Annotated in this window: 16 protein-coding genes and 3 pseudogenes; 10 read left to right on the top strand and 9 right to left on the bottom strand. The window is 34.8% G+C overall.

Annotated elements, in window-relative coordinates:
- Positions 1 to 12 precede the first annotated feature (12 nt).
- From N7U66_RS03625 to N7U66_RS03610, 4 genes and pseudogenes are all read left to right on the top strand, one after another.
- Positions 13 to 1475, top strand: a pseudogene (locus N7U66_RS03625) (RagB/SusD family nutrient uptake outer membrane protein).
- A 17-nt stretch (positions 1476 to 1492) separates the two neighbouring features.
- Entirely contained in the window at positions 1493 to 3514 is a 2022-nt protein-coding gene (locus N7U66_RS03620; protein ID WP_267677368.1) for a PKD domain-containing protein, read from the top strand.
- Position 3515: 1 nt separating this feature from the next.
- Positions 3516 to 3641, top strand: a complete 126-nt coding sequence (locus N7U66_RS03615) for a hypothetical protein (protein WP_267677367.1) — start codon at positions 3516 to 3518, stop codon at positions 3639 to 3641.
- 10 nt (positions 3642 to 3651) lie between these two features.
- Positions 3652 to 4566, top strand: a complete 915-nt coding sequence (locus N7U66_RS03610) for a glucan endo-1,3-beta-D-glucosidase (RefSeq protein WP_267677366.1) — start codon at positions 3652 to 3654, stop codon at positions 4564 to 4566.
- Here the strand turns inward: N7U66_RS03610 and N7U66_RS03605 are convergent.
- Positions 4563 to 4730, bottom strand: coding sequence for a hypothetical protein (locus tag N7U66_RS03605; RefSeq protein ID WP_267677365.1), 168 nt, complete (start codon positions 4728 to 4730; stop codon positions 4563 to 4565). The genes N7U66_RS03610 and N7U66_RS03605 overlap by 4 nt on opposite strands.
- A 2-nt stretch (positions 4731 to 4732) precedes the next feature.
- Between N7U66_RS03605 and N7U66_RS03600 the strand changes: the two genes are divergently transcribed.
- The 3 genes from N7U66_RS03600 to bglX are packed head-to-tail and all read left to right on the top strand — an operon-like array spanning position 4733 to position 7996.
- Positions 4733 to 5206 carry a glycoside hydrolase family 16 protein gene (locus N7U66_RS03600; protein ID WP_267677364.1) on the top strand — a complete coding sequence of 158 codons (474 nt, stop codon included), beginning with the start codon at positions 4733 to 4735 and terminating at the stop codon, positions 5204 to 5206.
- Complete coding sequence (locus N7U66_RS03595) at positions 5154 to 5690, top strand: glycoside hydrolase family 16 protein (protein ID WP_267677363.1); 537 nt, start codon at positions 5154 to 5156, stop codon at positions 5688 to 5690. The genes N7U66_RS03600 and N7U66_RS03595 overlap by 53 nt, the downstream gene beginning before the upstream one ends.
- The gene (bglX, locus tag N7U66_RS03590) at positions 5690 to 7996 is read left to right on the top strand and encodes a beta-glucosidase BglX (protein ID WP_267677362.1); all 2307 of its coding nucleotides are present in this window, start codon (positions 5690 to 5692) and stop codon (positions 7994 to 7996) included. Before N7U66_RS03595 ends, bglX begins: the two co-directional genes overlap by 1 nt.
- Before the next feature lie 122 nt (positions 7997 to 8118).
- Here bglX and N7U66_RS03585 read toward each other — a convergent pair whose 3' ends face one another.
- From N7U66_RS03585 to N7U66_RS03550, 8 genes and pseudogenes are all read right to left on the bottom strand, one after another.
- Positions 8119 to 8412, bottom strand: coding sequence for a hypothetical protein (locus tag N7U66_RS03585; RefSeq protein ID WP_267677361.1), 294 nt, complete (start codon positions 8410 to 8412; stop codon positions 8119 to 8121).
- Between the two features lie 251 nt (positions 8413 to 8663).
- Positions 8664 to 9850: pseudogene (locus N7U66_RS03580) on the bottom strand (APC family permease).
- A 172-nt stretch (positions 9851 to 10022) separates the two neighbouring features.
- Positions 10023 to 10559, bottom strand: coding sequence for a hypothetical protein (locus N7U66_RS03575; protein WP_267677360.1), 537 nt, complete (start codon positions 10557 to 10559; stop codon positions 10023 to 10025).
- Positions 10560 to 10863: 304 nt separating this feature from the next.
- Positions 10864 to 11031 carry a hypothetical protein gene (locus N7U66_RS03570; RefSeq protein ID WP_267677358.1) on the bottom strand — a complete coding sequence of 56 codons (168 nt, stop codon included), beginning with the start codon at positions 11029 to 11031 and terminating at the stop codon, positions 10864 to 10866.
- Positions 11032 to 11186: 155 nt separating this feature from the next.
- On the bottom strand, positions 11187 to 11462 hold the full coding sequence (locus tag N7U66_RS21315; RefSeq protein ID WP_313791396.1) for a phosphatase PAP2 family protein: 276 nt from the start codon (positions 11460 to 11462) through the stop codon (positions 11187 to 11189).
- An 892-nt stretch (positions 11463 to 12354) separates the two neighbouring features.
- On the bottom strand, positions 12355 to 12828 hold the full coding sequence (locus N7U66_RS03560; protein WP_267678600.1) for a Dps family protein: 474 nt from the start codon (positions 12826 to 12828) through the stop codon (positions 12355 to 12357).
- A gap of 6 nt (positions 12829 to 12834) precedes the next feature.
- Positions 12835 to 14164, bottom strand: a pseudogene (locus tag N7U66_RS03555) (MBL fold metallo-hydrolase).
- Between the two features lie 293 nt (positions 14165 to 14457).
- A complete protein-coding gene (locus N7U66_RS03550) occupies positions 14458 to 15528 on the bottom strand; it encodes a helix-turn-helix domain-containing protein (RefSeq protein ID WP_267677357.1) in 1071 nt (356 codons plus the stop codon).
- Positions 15529 to 15774: 246 nt separating this feature from the next.
- On the opposite strand from N7U66_RS03550, the gene N7U66_RS03545 reads away from it, so the two are divergent.
- The 3 genes from N7U66_RS03545 (at position 15775) to N7U66_RS03535 (ending at position 17620) form a co-directional block, all read left to right on the top strand.
- Positions 15775 to 16275 (top strand): RDD family protein, encoded by a 501-nt coding sequence (locus tag N7U66_RS03545; RefSeq protein WP_267677356.1) that lies wholly within the window; start codon positions 15775 to 15777, stop codon positions 16273 to 16275.
- Between the two features lie 548 nt (positions 16276 to 16823).
- Positions 16824 to 17264 carry a DUF6265 family protein gene (locus tag N7U66_RS03540; protein WP_267677355.1) on the top strand — a complete coding sequence of 147 codons (441 nt, stop codon included), beginning with the start codon at positions 16824 to 16826 and terminating at the stop codon, positions 17262 to 17264.
- 2 nt (positions 17265 to 17266) lie between these two features.
- Positions 17267 to 17620, top strand: coding sequence for a VOC family protein (locus N7U66_RS03535; protein ID WP_267677354.1), 354 nt, complete (start codon positions 17267 to 17269; stop codon positions 17618 to 17620).
- Positions 17621 to 17666: the final 46 nt, after the last annotated feature.

The following is a 17666-nucleotide window of genomic DNA, read 5'->3' as shown; positions in this document are numbered from 1 at the left end:
GCTAAGAACAATATGAAAAATTTAAAATATACTTACCTATTAATTTTAGCTGTTTTAGTTACTATGTCATGTAGTGATGATTTTGTAGATGTAAAACCTCTAAATGAAAATTCAGAAGATTATTTTAATTCAGAAGCAGAGTATCAAGAGGCACTCATTGGCGCATACGATTTGTTGCAGTCAACCTATCTTAATGTTATGCTTGGTGAAATCGCTTCAGATAATACCAAAGCTGGAGGAGAAAGCGCTAATGACGTGCCAGGGATTCAGCAGATTGATGATATGATTCATACGCCTAGTAATGCACAACTACGTGACATATGGGGGTGGATGTTCGCAGGTGTTAGTCGTGCCAATTATATTTTAGAATTTAAAGATAAAATAAATTTTGATGACAAAGAAAATGTGTTGGCACAAGCCCGATTTCTTCGTGCGTATTACTATTTTGAATTAGTAAAATGGTTTGGTGACGTTCCATTGGTAGTAGACAAGCGCATACTTTTTGGTGAACAATTCGATGTAGATAGAACGCCTAAAGCATTAGTGTATGCCCAAATGGAAATAGACTTATTATCTGCCATAGACAATTTGCCTGCCGTACAAACAGAGACCGGAAGGGTCACCAAAGGTGCGGCTCAGGCGCTTTTAGGTAAAGTATACCTCTATCAAGATAAATTTATTGAAGCGGCTTCCGTATTAGGAACACTAATAGAAACTGGGCCTTACGATTTGGTTACCGATTATGATACCCTCTTTGAAAACGACAATGAAAACAACATTGAATCTGTTTTCGAAGTACAATATATTGATACCGAAGGCGCTGGTTTTGGATGTTTACAATGTAGTGAAGGGAATGTGGCTGTTGGCTTTAATGGGGTGAGAAATTATTCGGTCCACTTTTTGAATCCGGTTTTAGTTTTAATATCCCAACACAAGAAGTTTATGATGCTTTTGAAACAGATGATTTAAGAAGAGACGTTGCCATTTTAGATATAGAAGCTTGGGCAGCAACTACAGGAGCAACTTATGGAACAGGTTATGAACACACTGGTTATTTTAATAGAAAATATATTCCGCGTCAAGGCGATCTAAATACTGGTGACGCCAATTTAACAAATCCTAATAATTATAGAGCTATTCGTTTTGCAGATGTATTATTAATGGCTGCAGAAGCGAATAATAGAGGTAATATTAGCGATGCGCAAGCACTCATCTATTTAAATCGAGTGAGAGCCCGTGCATTTGGTAATATGGACAATAATGTATCCGTAACAGGCGCTGCGTTAACTACGGCTATTTATCATGAGCGTCGGGTAGAATTAGTTGGTGAAGGACATCATTTTTTCGATCTAGTAAGAACTGGCAGAGCATTGGGAGAGATTGATGGATTTACTCTAAAAAATGAATTATTTCCGATTCCATCTATAGAAATAGCATTAACAGGCAATCGTTGGGACCAAAATCCAGGATATTAAAAATTAAAAAAAGAAAAATGAAAACATTAAAACACCTTTTTTGTTTCTTTTTAATTACAGCAACGTATTTTGCTTGTAATCAAGACGATGACAATACTGATTTTATAAATGAATTTCCAGCACCTACTAATGTATCTGCATTAGTAACAGTGACTCAGGATAATACGGGATTGGTTACGATAACACCTCTTGGTGAAGGCGCAAATACTTTTGTCGTAAACTATGGCGATGGTTCAGAAAATACTTCTGAAATTTTACGCGCTGGATATAACACGCAGCATACGTATGCCGAAGGCGTGTATTTAATAGCTATTACGGCTATTGGAATAAACGGCAAAACGACTACGGTTACTCAAGAAATTGTTGTGTCTTTTCAGGCACCTCAAAATTTAATGGTAACTATTGAGAATGATAGTAATGTCTCTAAACAAGTTAATGTTACAGGGTCTGCAGAGTTCGCTTTATCTTATGAGGTAGATTTTGGAGAACTTGGGTCTACACCTATAATGGGAAATATTAATGATACCGTTTCTTACACATACCAAGAGCCAGGTACGTATACCATTACTGTTACTGCATTTAGTGCAGCGGTAGAGACCACATCTTATAGTGAAGCGTTTTTAGTTACAGAAATTTTAGCGCCTCTAAATGCAGCGCCTGAACCTCCAGCTAGAGTAGATGCAGATGTGGTTTCCGTGTTTAGTGATGCATACACAAATGTAACTTTAGATGAGTTACCTACCGTTTGGTCTTCCTCAGGTTTTGAAGCTACTACTGTAGGGACTGATAATATTTGGAAACTTACAACTTTAGATTTTCTAGGAATTGTTACTAACTATGCTAACGGTATTGATGTTTCTGCTATGGAGACATTACATATAGATTATTGGGTACCATCTGGTACAACAAATGAATTACTGGTAAAAATAGTAAATACTGTTGATGGAGGAGAAGATATTGAATCTTTAGGAACTACGGTGGGCGGTTCTTGGCAGAGTATAGATATTGATATGACGGCTTTCGATGATGGAAATCTAGCTAATAAAGAAAAAATAACGCAAATAATTATAGATTCAGACGGTGTTTCTGATGTGGTATATATAGATAATTTTTATTTTTATCGAGCAGCTTCGGTACAGACCCAACCAATCCTACCTGTAGGCTTTGAATCCCCAACATTCGATTATGGTATTTTTAGTTTTGGCGGCGCTAATTTCGAACCTATTCCAGCTTCTGTAATAATTAACCCTGTGCCATCAGGCATTAATACCACAGAAAACGTTTTTGAATTAGTGAAACCTTCCGGTGCACAAGTGTGGGCTGGTGCAGGAATAAACCTTGCGGGAGGTACAGATTTTTCTGAAGGAACAACAATATTAGTAGATGTATATTCCCCTACTGCAGGAACGCCTATATTATATAAAATGGAAGACTCTTCTTCACCACTAGATGGTAATGGAAATCCTACGGTGTTCTTAGAAGTTCAAGCAACAACAACAGTAGCAAATCAATGGGAAACACTAGCTTTTGACTTGACAACGTTTGCAGGTTTTAGCACTTCTAATGCATACGATAGAGCTATATTCTTTGCCAATTTTGGTAACAGTGGTACAGGGGCAACCTATTATTTTGATAATATTAGAATTAATGGTGCAACACCACCTTCGCCGTCTATACCAATTAATTTTGAATCTACATTATTCAATTATGGGACGTTTAGTTTTGGTGGTGCAAATGTGGCAATAGTTACAAATCCAAATATGTCAGGAATCAATACCTCCGGTAAAGTATTTGAAATTGTGAAGACTAGTGGAGCTCAAGTTTGGGCTGGTGCTGGTATGGGTTTGGCCGGTGCCACTAATTTTGCAAATGGTACCACACTCAATATCGATGTATGGTCTCCAACAGCAGGAACACCAATACTATTAAAAATGGAAGCTTCAACGTCGCCACCGAGATGGAAATGGAAACCCAAGTGTATTTGTAGAAGTGTTTGTAGACACAACCGTATCAAACCAGTGGGAAACCTTAAGTTTTGATTTGACGACCTTTTCAGGATTTAATCCTAACAACTCTTACGACACATTGATCTTGTTCCCTGATTTTGGTAATGATGGCATCGCTGACGTGACCTATTATTTCGATAATATTTTATTGACTAATTAAAATAATCAACATGAAAAATTTAAAATATATAGTATTGATGTTATGCTCAATATTTGTAATCGCGAGCTGTCAAGAGGACGATATTACTTTTGGAGAGATTACAGCACCTTCAAATATTCAGATTACAGTAGATGTTTTAGGAGCAGATACTAATAACCCGAATGGGGATGGTAGCGGCATCGTGAAATTTATGGCGTCAGCAGATAATGCTCTGTCATATCAATTTGTCTATAATAATGTGGTGTCTTCTGCTCCTTCAGGTTTAAAAACCTATAGCTTTTCAAATTTAGGTCTAAATACATATACCGTATCTGTGATTGCCGTTGGTACTGGTGGTGCTTCTACAACAGAGATTATCGAGGTCGAAGTATTGTCTTTGTACGAACCGCCAGCAGAGTTAATTACCCTACTAACAGGCAATAGTTCTAGAACTTTTAGAATTAGAAGTGAGGTAGCAAGTCATTTTGGCTTAGGTCCAATAGATGGGCCTCTTAATGATTTTTATCCAGCGCCGCCTAATGCTAAGGAAGGTGTGGGTATGTATGATGACCGTTACACTTTTAATATAGATGGAACCTTTACACATAATGTAGATGGTACAAATGATGACCCTGTGAATGATCCAACAGGAACCGTTTTTGGGCGTGAAGGACTCATAGACGAATTAAATGGTACTGGAGCAGGTACTGTTAATGGAGCAGATATAGAGAATTATCCGTACCAAGACTATTCTGAACAATGGACGCTTACTGCGCCAGGGGGTACTGAAACTATAAATTTAACAGGCATTGGTTTTATAGGGTATTATATAGGGGGTGATCATACTTATGAAATTGAAATGCGCACTACTAATGAGATGGTCTTGAGATCAACAGATGGTAATGGTGAATTCGATTGGGGCTTTATCTTAATCGCTGTAGACTAATTGTTATTTAATACTAAATAAATGAATTTTAAAATAAGGGTACTCATATCTGTTATTGTATCTGTGTCATTCGCTGTGCTTTTGAGTTGCTCGAATACTACTGAAAACAATGAGCAATCACTTAATAATGGAAGTAACTCATTATCAAATTTATCACTTGCCATAAATGTTTCTCGGTCAAGATAGTAACAATATCTATGGAGATGGTTCAGGTGTTGTCAATTTTCTTGCACAGGCGACTAATGCCGTTTCCTATGGATTTGTAATTGACGGCGGTAATGAAGTTCAAAGTACAGATGGCGCATATCAACATATTTTTTCGGCTCAAGAAGGCATTGATAACCATGATGTGACCGTTATAGCTTATTCAAGTACAAATAGCGCTATAGATAAGTCAGATAGTTTTGCAGTGTCCTATTATATAGGAACTCCACCAATTTGGGCGGATGAATTTTTTATAGATGGAGCACCTAACAGCGAAAACTGGACGTATGATCTCGGTGCCGGTGGTTGGGGAAATAATGAAGCTCAAACATATACAAATAACACATCAAACGTGAGAGTAGAAGGTGGGGTACTAAAAATTATTGCCAAAGCCAGCGGTTCACGGTTATACCTCCTCAAGATTAAAATCTATTGACCTTGCAGAATTTAAGTATGGACGAGTAGATGTTAGAGCAAAATTACCAGCATCTCCTGGTACTTGGCCTGCCATATGGATGTTGGGAGCTAATTTTCCTTCGGTAGGTTGGCCTAATTGTGGAGAGATTGACATCATGGAGCAAACTGGCTGGGATAAAAACAAAATTTTAGGGACCTGTCATTGGCTCAATACTTCTAACTCTAGTTATGCAAGTTATGGACTGGACACCTCAATTTTAAATGCCTCCACGCAATTTCACGTCTATTCTTTAGAATGGAGTGCTGAAAGAATAAAAATTTTGCTTGATGGCGTTCTATTTTTTGTGATGAATAGTGATGCATCCGCAATTGCCAACACCCCTTTTCAAAGCGATTTTTTCTTAATTCTCAATGTGGCATTGGGAGGAAGTCTTGGAGGAGAGATACCGTCTAATTTTTCTGAAGACCGCATGGAAATAGATTATATAAGAATATTTCAATAATGAAGAAAACAACTAAACTTTTATCTTTTTCCTTGCTAATTCTTCTCTTTACATGTAAAGAAAACAAGCAGGAGTTAATAGCCCAAAGCACAAAAGATACGGTCTATACTATAGAAATTGAAGACAAGATCGATTTACTGTTGTCCAAGATGACTCTAGAAGAAAAAATAGGTCAAATGAACCAATATAATGGTTTTTGGGATCTTACAGGACCTGAGCCTAAGGCGGGTGATGCAGCAAAAAAGTACGAACACCTAAGAAAGGGGTATGTGGGTTCCATGCTTAATGTACGTGGCGTTAAAGATGTACGTGCCGTTCAAAAAATAGCAGTCGAGGAGTCGAGATTAGGGATTCCACTTATTATAGGTTTCGATGTCATTCATGGCTATAAAACGTTAAGTCCTATTCCATTGGCTGAATCTGCCAGTTGGGATTTGGAGGCCATAAAAAGGTCAGCACAAATGGCGGCTGAAGAAGCTTCTGCAGCGGGTATTAATTGGACATTTGCACCTATGGTTGATGTCTCTAGAGATGCACGATGGGGACGCGTTATGGAAGGTGCAGGAGAGGATACTTTTTTGGGTTCCAAAATTGCTATAGCACGAGTGAAAGGCTTTCAAGGAGACGACCTTGCAAATCACAGTTCCATTGTGGCCTGCGCTAAGCACTTTGCGGCTTATGGATTCGCTGAAGCGGGGAGAGATTATAATACTGCCGATGTAGGAACTTCTACCTTATATAATGTTATTTTACCACCTTTTAAGGCTGCTAAAGATGCTGGTGTTAGAACTTTTATGAATTCGTTTAACGAACTCAATGGTGTTCCAGCCACTGGAGATCGCTTTTTACAACGCGATATTTTAAAAGGGAACTGGGGTTTTGATGGTTTTATAGTTTCAGATTGGGGATCAATAACCGAAATGATTGCCCATGGCTATGCTAAAGACGGAAGTCATGCTGCAGCGTTAGCGGTTAATGCGGGCTCTGATATGGATATGGAATCTTATCTCTATGTTGAGGAATTAGCGCAATTGGTTAAAGAAGGCAAAGTGGAAGAAGCACTTATAGAGGATGCCGCACGACGTATATTGCGCGTTAAATATGAGCTAGGATTGTTTGATGATCCTTACAAATACTGTAATGAAGCTCGTGAAAACGAAGTAATAGGGAGCAAAAAAATTCATGACGCTTCTCTAGACATGGCTAAGAAGTCTATTGTGCTGCTTAAAAATGAAAATAACGTCTTGCCACTCAAAAAAACGGGTCAAAAAATAGCTTTAATTGGAGCGCTAGCTTCAGATAAAACAAGTCCACTAGGGAGTTGGAGAATTGCTGCTGATGATAGTACAGCCGTTTCTGTTTTAGAAGGCTTAAAACAATATAATGGGAATACCATTACCTATGCTAAAGGTGCCGATGTGTCTCTTGGAAAATCTGAATTTGCGATCGAAGTAAAAATTAACACAACCGATAAAAGCGGCTTTAATGAAGCGATACAAGTAGCGCAAAGTGCCGATGTCGTTATTATGGTTTTGGGTGAACACGGATTTCAAAGTGGGGAAGGTCGAAGTAGAACAGAACTCGGTTTACCAGGAGTGCAACAAGAATTATTGGAAGCCGTATATAAGGCGAATAAAAATATTGTTTTGGTTTTAAATAACGGCAGGCCACTAACTATTACTTGGGCCGATGATCATATTCCAGCCATAGTAGAAGCATGGCAACTGGGAACGGAAAGTGGTCATGCCATTGCGCAGGTATTATATGGAGATTATAATCCAAGTGGAAAATTACCGGTGACATTTCCTAGAAATGTTGGACAATTACCGTTGTATTACAATTATAAAAGTACGGGTAGACCATCGCTTCCAGGCAAAGATGTTGTGTTTTGGTCGCATTATCAAGATCAAAAAAATGGTCCATTATATCCATTTGGTCACGGCTTAAGTTACACGACATTCAAATATGAAAATATTGTTGTTAATAATACTTATAATGCTAGCGGAAAAGTAAATGTTAGTGTAACATTAACAAATACAGGGAAGGTAAAAGGCAAAGAAGTCGTGCAATTATATATTCATGATCTCTATGCAAGTGTAACGCGTCCTGTAAAAGAACTAAAAGGTTTTGAATTGGTTGCTTTAAATCCTGGTGACTCTAAAACGATTACGTTTACCCTAACTAAGGATGAACTAGGATTTTTCAACAACCAAGGTGAATTTGCACTAGAACCAGGAGCGTTTAAAGTGTTCGTAGGAGGAAGTTCTTACACAAGTTTAGAATCAGGATTTGAAATACAACCTTAAGAAACTAAACTTTAATTGATGAGAGATAAAACGAGTATCGTATTTTTATAGAGGTCACGCACTGCATGCCAACGTACGTTTTGTTTTGAGAAAATATCTAATAAGTGTAGGTGTATATACCATTAAATAATTAATCGAACGTCGCCTAATTCTTCTATTTTGTAGGGAAACTTATGTCCAGGAGACGCTATAAACATAAAATGGGTCGGGATGTGCCATCGTTTAGATAATTCCTGGATTTTTTCAGGTCCAAAAACACCTGGTTCTTCAATAAATTCTACATTTATTAATGGATAAGCACGATCGAGTGTTTCAATATCTTTTTTAAGAGTGCTGGCAATCGTTTGGCCTGCGTCTAAAACGGTTACTATTTTAACGTTTTTAGTCGATTCATTTTTAGAAATATATAACAACACTTTGTTTAAAATAGAAACATCATCATGATTAGTAAAATAAACATATTGTTGCTTATTAATGGTATTCAGCTCCTTTTTTATTATTTTATTCAGTCGGATAAAAAGGGCGTTTTTATCTCGGAAAAATATAATCTAGAATTTTTAACACGATCTTAAAAACCGAAGTGCGATAAAGCATAAAAAACACAACCGCCAGCGTAGGAATAAGATATTCCATAAAAATCGCTAAGTACTGTGGGTTTAAAATAATATTACCTACTATGGCAGCTGCAACGGCAAACACACCTATAAATAAGCCAAACCAGCTCGATCTTTCTCGGTCTTGGTAATCGAGAACGATTTACTTTTAAGAGTAGATTTCCTAAACCAAATAGAATCATAACCGATAAGAACGCAATGGTATAAACCCCAGCTAATTTTGCCAATTCACCTTTAGTAATCAATAAAATGGAAACACATAGCACGAAAAACAGGATGTATATTAAATAATTACTTCCTTTTTTTGTTTTTTTAAGTAGAAGATCTGGTAAAATGCGATCTAAAGCCATACGTTTCATTAAGCCACCAACACCTACAAAGGACGTTAGTACGGCACCACTTAACACTAAGGCAGCATCTATTCCGATGAGTAAGGATAGCCAATTTCCACTTGCCGTTTTCCCCATAAGAGATAACAGCGCATCTTGATTGTCAACAACAGTAGGTATGGGTATGATGCACAAAGCCAAAAAAGCAATCAACGGATTAAAAACCGTAACCACGATCCACATATTTCGTAGTGTTTTGGGGAACACCCCTTTTTCTTGTTCTTCAACATAATTAGCCGAACTCTCAAAGCCGCTAATACCTAGCATAGCAGCAGAGAAGCCCAAAAATAATGCGGTCACAATGCCTCCTTTCACGGGTGTGCTGAAATTTGAAAATAATGTTTCAGTGCCATGATCGAATAAAAAAAACAAACAAAAGCCACACAATAATGTGAGTGAGACTAAATGAAACAAAAAAATGGCAATGGCCACTTTCGAGGATTCACCAATACCCGAATTACTAATCCCATAAAAACAATTAATAATGCAATAGTGACTGGAATGATGGGAATGAAAGACCAAATGCTGTGCGCATATTTAACAGCTTCACTTGCAGAAATTACTGCGGTAGCCATATAGGATAATACGGTAAGTGTCGCTGCCAAAGAAGCTGTAGACTTCTTGGTGGTATTCAATAACGCATTATATGCGCCACCATTAAGTGGGAGGGCACCCACGACTTCACCATAAATTTTTCTAAAAAAAAATAAGACTAAGGCAACAATTAATAAAGAAATCCAAGCATATTGACCTGCATAAACAATGGCTAAAGCCGAAACATAAAGACAAGAGGAACTAATATCATTACCACAAATGGCAGTCGCTTCCAGTTGATTGAGTTTTTTAGTCATAACTAATATTTGAGTTTAAAGATAATACCTCTAACATGATCTCTTCTTCCATATTAAATAGAATTACCAATGTATTATTAGTGTTCATCTTAAAAATGAAAAGGTTAAGATATTGATATTTTAACCTTTTCTTTCAAAACCACACGATAAAACGGGTTACGATTTTATTGTTTTATGCCAATTCCGGAGGCCTGTTTTCTGTTTTGGATTCTACCAAAGCAGACACGTTTTCAGAAAGTAACACCTCTATTTTTTGTTTCCAAGCCACGGCCAGATCCATCTCACCATTAGGCTGGGAGCTATCATCAAAATCATAAAGTTTAAACTGCTCAACAGTGTTGCCCTTGGTATAAGTAAACACTAATGCAACACTTTGAACGATTTCATTATTTTGTTTTCCATTTTTTATATGCTTTTTCTCTTTCTGAACCTCGCAGGCTTTTACCTCATTGAGTTTTACCTTTTGAAAAAGCACTTCTTCTTGGTTTTTTTTGTAAAAATAAATGTGTTTAGTAGTCCTATCAAATCCTAAAGCAAACGGATAACTAACCACATAATCTGTTAGGTGTCCATTATCTTTCTTAATAAGGGCTTCTAATCCCATTTTAAGGAGTATTTCCTTTTTTTTTGTGCTTCCATACACCAGTATAAATGGTAATGCACATAGGGTTATTAATAGGGTTGAAATAACAATCATTCCTGTTTCCATGATATTTAATTTTTTTAATAAAATTTATAGTGAATTTGCAGCGCTTTTCTTTTAAAAAAAACACCTGCTTTTAATCCTAAAATGAATCACTATGAATTACCAAAAGGAATGGAAAGGGAAAACAATTTCTTTTATAAACGATCTATAAGTAAAATCGCGGTTATAGTTGTGAAACTTACAACTTTGATCTCGTGTAAGTAGCTTGTTTTTGTTAAGGAGTCCATCTCTTTTTTCAGTGTTGTCATCGAAAGATAATGGGAAGGTGTCAGGTGGAGCGAGATTAACTAGAGATTCGGTTTCTGTATCAAGATAAAGAAACAATCCCGCATGCGATAAGGTCTCGGATAGCATCATCTTGTTTTATGGAATAATCACTAGGTATTTCTGAAAACGCTAGATTGTCACCACTTACCGGTGCACAAAAAAGCAGCGAAAGGATAAGAAATCCAAAGAGATTTTTAAGTGTTTTCATAACTAATACGAACCCAGTTTTAAGCTATCAAAGTAAATACTAAAAGCATGAAAGACTCTTTATTTTAAGTTAAAATTTTTTAAAATAGTGTCTTATTTATTTAAGCATAACCTAGTCGTGAATCTTAAAACAAGTATTTATCACTGGCGATGGTCTTATTTACGAGCATCTCTTCTAAAAAGCCCAATAATATTAAAGACCAATGCACAAAATACCACCCATATAAAACCAGCTATAAACCCACCAATAATATCAGAAGGGAAATGTACACCAAGATAAATTCTGCTAATACCAATACTTAAAATTAGGATTGCCAAAATGGTTATAATAGCAAATTTCAAAAAGCTATTGATTTTAAAGTGATAGAAAAGGTAAATTAAAAAGCCATAAACAGCCATCGCTGTCATGGCATGACCACTGGGGTAACTCAAGGTTTCTACAGTGACCAAATGTTCTAGTTCGGCCTGGATCTATTTATGATTTCTTTTAAAATGATGTTAGAGCTCAATGCCATAACCAATACTAAACTTAATTGCGCCACAAACTTCCAGCTTTTCAAGATGAAATAGAAGGCAAGAGAGCATATTATTAATACTATTAAATAGCCATACACATCGCCTACATTGGTGACAAATACAAAGTAATTAGTCAGGGGTGTAGATCTAAAGGAGATGATATATTGGTAGATTGAGCTGTCGAATTGCGACAACAGGTCCGTTTTTAAATTTTCGGTGAGCTTAATAAAGAGTTTTATGCCACCAATAACAATAATAAGGGCTATCGCAGATGTTATGAGATAAGGTAGCCCTACGTCATATTTATCATAGAAACGGGATAACAACTGTCGGCACTTATTGATTATGATTTTTAGTTCTTTTTGCATCGTCTAAATATCCTTTTTTTTGAGTTCAAAACATAACTGAATTTGACAGAAAAACAAATCTTTTGTGAGTTAAATTTTTCACTTTAATTTTTCTTTAGAATTATACACTACGTTTATTGTATTAAATTTATAAAGATGAAATATTCATCAAAGATATTCTAATATTATAAGAATGTTGATTGGGATGGTGCATTTAAAAGTGTACGACAAAGACATTGATAAATGAATCTCTGACTCTTTTGGCTGATGATGAAACGAGTAATATCCACTTGAATTTCTCTTTTGTTAATCAAGCGGATTCTACAAGAGCACCCAGTAATGATCCAGGTAGAAATTTTTCAGCATTTGTTCTGTAAGCCTTTTAAAGCATTTTTCTAAAACTAAAAAGCCTTTTTGATATTTTCAAAAAGGCTTTTTAGTTTTAATAGTTACTCTATACTTTAATTTTGATAGGCAGATAGCATCCATACCAGTTTTTCTTGTTGTACAATGTAGTCACTCATCAAGGCTACTGTACCTTCATCATTGGCCTCTGAAGCCGTAGATAAAATGATTCTTTCTTTACTTAATAAGGTCTTTAAAGCTTCTAAAACACTATCTATAGCAACTTCACCAACAGTTACATTTTCTGCTGGTTTAATAGTAGAAGTCTCCATATATTTTTCAAAAGAATGAAGTGGTGTTGCGCTTAATGTAAGTACACGCTCGGCAATCTCATCGACCTTAATCAAAGCGTCATTATAGAGTTCTTCAAATTTGAGATGTAATTCAAAGAATTTTTTTCCTTTTATATTCCAATGAAATCCTCTTAGATTCATATAGAACAATTGATAATTTGAAAGCAGATCGTTTAATTGCGCTGCAGTGGTTTGCGATGCTTTAGCATCTAAACCAATGTTGTTTATCGTTTTCATCATGTTTTATTTAAAATCATTAATAGCCTCGCTCAAATCATAGACAGTGGCACCTCTTAATTGCTTTTCTAAAATGCTACTTCCAGCCGCACTTCTATAACCCCCTGCACAATGTACGACGATAGGTTTATTTGACGAAATCTTGCTGGCACTTTCTCTCAACTCATTCAAAGGATGTGATTTTGCGGATTTAAAAAACTTTTCTTCTTCCACTTCGCCAGTGTTTCTAATATCAATTATGGTATAGTTCTCAGGATGAGATTTAAAGTCTTTCAAGTCTAATGCTTTCGTTTTAACGAGATGGTCATTATTGAGGGTAATAACGGCTTTGAGTTGCTTCTCATAACCAATTTTTGCAACCCTGTTAAGCATATAGTCTTTAGAGGTTTCTTTATCAATTACTAAAGTAAAGATCTCTTACTGGTTCTATAATGGCACCTAACCAAGTTTCGAATTTTGCATTCTCTGAAACGGCTTGTATATTTATGCTTCCTGCTAAATGGCCTTTTTTAAATAAAGCCTCATCTCGCATATCGACAATTAAGCCTGTAGCGGTTGATTCCTTTTTAAAGGGAACCTTATTTAGGGCAGGTTCTAAGTTTTCGGCTCCTGTTTTATTGATGTCTACATCAAATCCAAAATAAGAAGGTATAAATGGTTGGCCATCAAGTATGGTATTCATAAATTCTTCTTTAGACTGTTTTTTAAAGGCCCAATTACTCACACGCTCATTACCTAGAGTACTACTGGCAGCATCACTCAAGTTCTTGCCACACAAGGAGCCCGCACCGTGTGCTGGATAAACCACAGCCGCGTCAGGTAAGTCCTGAAATTTAGTCGTTACCGTCTCATACATCATTTCGGCAAGTGCTTCACGTTTTGCTTTCATATTACCGGCTTTTTCACGTAAATCAGGACGACCAACGTCTCCTATAAATAAAGTATCTCCCGTGAACAAGGCTGTATCGCTGTCTTGGGTGGTAACTATTGTGATACTGTCCGGGGAATGGCCTGGTGTATTAATAGCTTTTAGGGTACTATCTCCCACTTTAATACTGTCACCATCGTCAAAGGGTTTATGTGGATAGTCTGCACCCAGTTTTTCACTATTGTAAATCGTTGCACCAGTTTCTTTATGAATCTGTAAGTGTGAACTTACAAAATCGGCGTGCGGATGGGTCTCGATGACTGCGATTATTTTTGCGTTGTTTGCCTTTGCGAAAGCATAATAGTCCTTTGGATCACGTTACGGGTCTATGATGGCCATCTCGCCGTCACTAACGATGGCATAAGAGTAATGCGATAAAGGCTTATATTCAAATTGTTTTATTTTCATTGATTTATTTTAAAGATTAATAACGGTTCTAATAATAAATTCCTGTCACTCATACCATAGTTTTTAATTATTCCTTTTGTTTTATTGTATAAATTTAAGTTATAATTTTGATTCTTGATGTAACCTGGGTTACATTAGGGGGTAAATGTTTTTTTCACATATCAAAATGACACTAAAAAGCACATACACCTTTAAGTGTTAAAAGTCATGTCAAAATTATCTGAAACAAAAGTTTTAGTAAGTGTTTTTAGTGAAGAAGAGGATTATCCTTCAAAATTATAAAGTAATAAATTTTAAACATTTTGTAATGATTTTAAGTATTCATTTGGTGTAATACCTTCTAGGTTTTTAAAAACTCTAAAAAATGTAGCTTTGGAATTAAAACCACATTCAAGGGCAATTCCTGATAGTGTATAGTCTTTATATTTTGGGCTGCTCATTTTATCCTTAAAATAATTTACCCTATAGCTATTGATAAAACCATTAAAGTTTTTATGACCACCAATTTTTATGCTGTTACTTACAATCTGAGGGGTGAATTCAATCTGCCTGGCAAATGCTTCGATTGATAAATTACGGTTTAAGAATGCTTTGTCAGTTTCAATCTTATCTACGATAATTTGAAATACTTCTATTTCTTGTTGGTTATCTTTTATTTTTTCGAGAGGATTGGTTATAAAATATTCTTTAATCCAAACGGCTTCGGTCGCACCATAGAAAGATACAATCAAACAAAATGGATAAAAAATTGAATAATGAATTAACTGAGCTGTTTCCATAGAGTTCCCAAAGCCGTTAAGCATTGCGAAAAGCCCATATATTACCATGGAAATAAAAAACAAAATAAAATATCCGTTCACGGTGTAGTAAAATAATCGAAAACGAAATTTGTAAATAATGCCGTGATATTGCCTCTTATTCTTAACTAATAGATAGCCTTTGTAAAGGTAAAATACTAATAAAGAGATGGAGGAAAGCAGATAAATTAAAGCGCCAACTCCTCTTAGTTCATTGTTAATCAATAGCTCATTAATAAGTTTTAATACCAAAATAATAAAAGGAAGTGACAAATGACTGATGAAATATTTGGTACTGAGATCAACGTTAAAAAGAGACATTAGGTAAATATACAAAACTGGACCATAGTAAATAATTGAAAAAAACAAACCTGAAATTTCAAAATATAGAAGAGGTAAGTGATCGGGATTAAAAATATCATAAATGATACCATGTAGCACAATTAATAAGAAATATGCTAATATCCTATTATGTATTTTTGATTTTATCAGATTCAGTAAAATCACAATTAGCATTAAAAATGCCAGGCTGTATTCGATTATCAGTATAATTAGTTGAATTTTCAAAAGTATTGGTGAAAGTAAATTATTAGATGCAATTTTAAAGTTAAATATAAGTATTCTTTAGGTTTTACAATTGTTCAACTTAAAGATCCGTCTTTAATTATAATTATTAAATCTACTAATAGTAGCTTTTATTGAGGAAGGTCTATATTTTATTGTCTCAAATTCCTTTTTTGATACCTAATAGATCATACTTAATAAATTTTAATGCTAACCACACTGTATATTTATTCAAAACATTTAAACACAATGATATTAAAAAGGATATTTGCCTATTGTATAGATTACTTTGTTATAATTATTTATGCTGCTTTATTGTTCTTGTTAACATATACAATACATAAAATTTTAGACCAACCTTTAACGCAATTAGATCCAATTACGGGAAATGTAATTAGTTTTTTTACACTAACACTACCTGTGTTCTTATACTTCTTTTTTTATGAAAGCAGTTCTAAAAAAGGAACTATAGGAAAACAGTGGGTAAAAATAAAAGTTGAAAACAATTCAAAGAGGAACATTTTTATCCGTGTATTTTTTAAAATTTTTCCTTGGGAAATGGCTCATTTCGGAATTCACTGGGCCTTATTTTATTCTAATCAAGGGGTAGAAATACCATTATGGAATTGGATAGTCAACATAGTCCCTCAAATAATAGTAATAATATATTTTATAACTATTGTTTTGAGCAAAGGTAAATCTAGTATCTACGATAGAATTGCCAACACCAGAATAGAATCTTTTCAATGATTTTGAAGTATAACGGCAACAAGTGCTTAATACTATAAATAAAATAGAGAGACCTGAACTTATGAAGCTGGTAATGTTTGTAATCGTGATGACTATGGACACTATAATTACGCTTTTGTAATCCATATTTCTTGAAACTAAAATTGTGATAATTGAATGAAAAAGCAAAAGTTTATAAAATATGGTTTAATGATTGTACGAATAATAATCATAGTTATTTTTTTGTTGGCTGGTTCGGGAAATTTCAAACAGATTCTACTATGGCATTAAATTTCGAAAATTGGAACTTAGACATTAATATAATGTATGTTGTAGGCTCTTTTGAAGTTTTAGGGACTCTTTTTCTTCTCTTTCCTAAAACAATGCTACATGGATGTTATATGGCTAATTGCTGTAATGGTAGGAGTACTGGTTATACATATTTTAAACTTCAAGGAATTAGATTTTCCTCTCTTAAATATTGTCTTGATAATAATACTATTACTATTTGCAAATATTAAAAGATTAATCAATCCAAATACTAAATTATAATTCTATAAACATCAAATATGAAAACGAACAAATTAATTATTATTTCTTTAATAATACTAACATCTTGTGGTGTCGCCAAATCAGATTTTGATTGGTTAGTTGGTTCATGGGAACGTAAAAATGGTAAACCAGGAACACAAACTATCGAAAGTTGGAAAAAAGTAGATGGCAAAACATACAAATGTATTTCAGTAGTACTAAAAGATAAAGATACTGTGTATTCAGAACATTGCACTATCAAAAAAGAAGGAAACGATTACTATTACATTGCAGAAGTACCACAAAACAGAAATCCGACAAAATTCAAAATTATAAAATTTAATAGTGAAGGATTCAAAGCGGTAAATCCTGAACACGATTTTCCAAAGGAAATAAATTATCAAATTTCCGGAAATACGATTATTGCTTCTATATCCGGAGGAGATAAGAAAATTGATTACAACTTTGAAAAGCAATAGTAGTGAAAATTACAGAACTAGTAATTGGGTGCTTTAATATGGATGCAATGTTAGCATTTTATGAAAATGTTTTTGACATAAATTTTAAAAATATCGAAATTAAACAAATGAAAATTCATGAAAGTTATATTGATGCTATTAAAATCACACTTTGTCCGGCAAGTATGGCAGGAATCACAGCAAGAGATAATAGGCATCAATTAACATTTGCAGTTGATGATATTAGGAGTTGTATTAAGAAGGTTGAAGCATTTGGCGGAATATTTATGAATTTAACAGAAGAGACAAATAAATCCATTGAAATTGCTATTAGAGACGTAGACGGTAATTCAATTGTTTTAAAGCAGACTGTGTAACATGCTAAATTTATGATTATCTATAAGATATAAACAAAAGTAAACC

Source organism: Lacinutrix neustonica, assembly GCF_026625145.1.
Lineage (GTDB): Bacteria > Bacteroidota > Bacteroidia > Flavobacteriales > Flavobacteriaceae > Lacinutrix > Lacinutrix neustonica.
The sequence above is the reverse complement of the archived record's forward strand: the minus strand, read 5'-3'. Positions and strand labels throughout refer to the sequence as shown.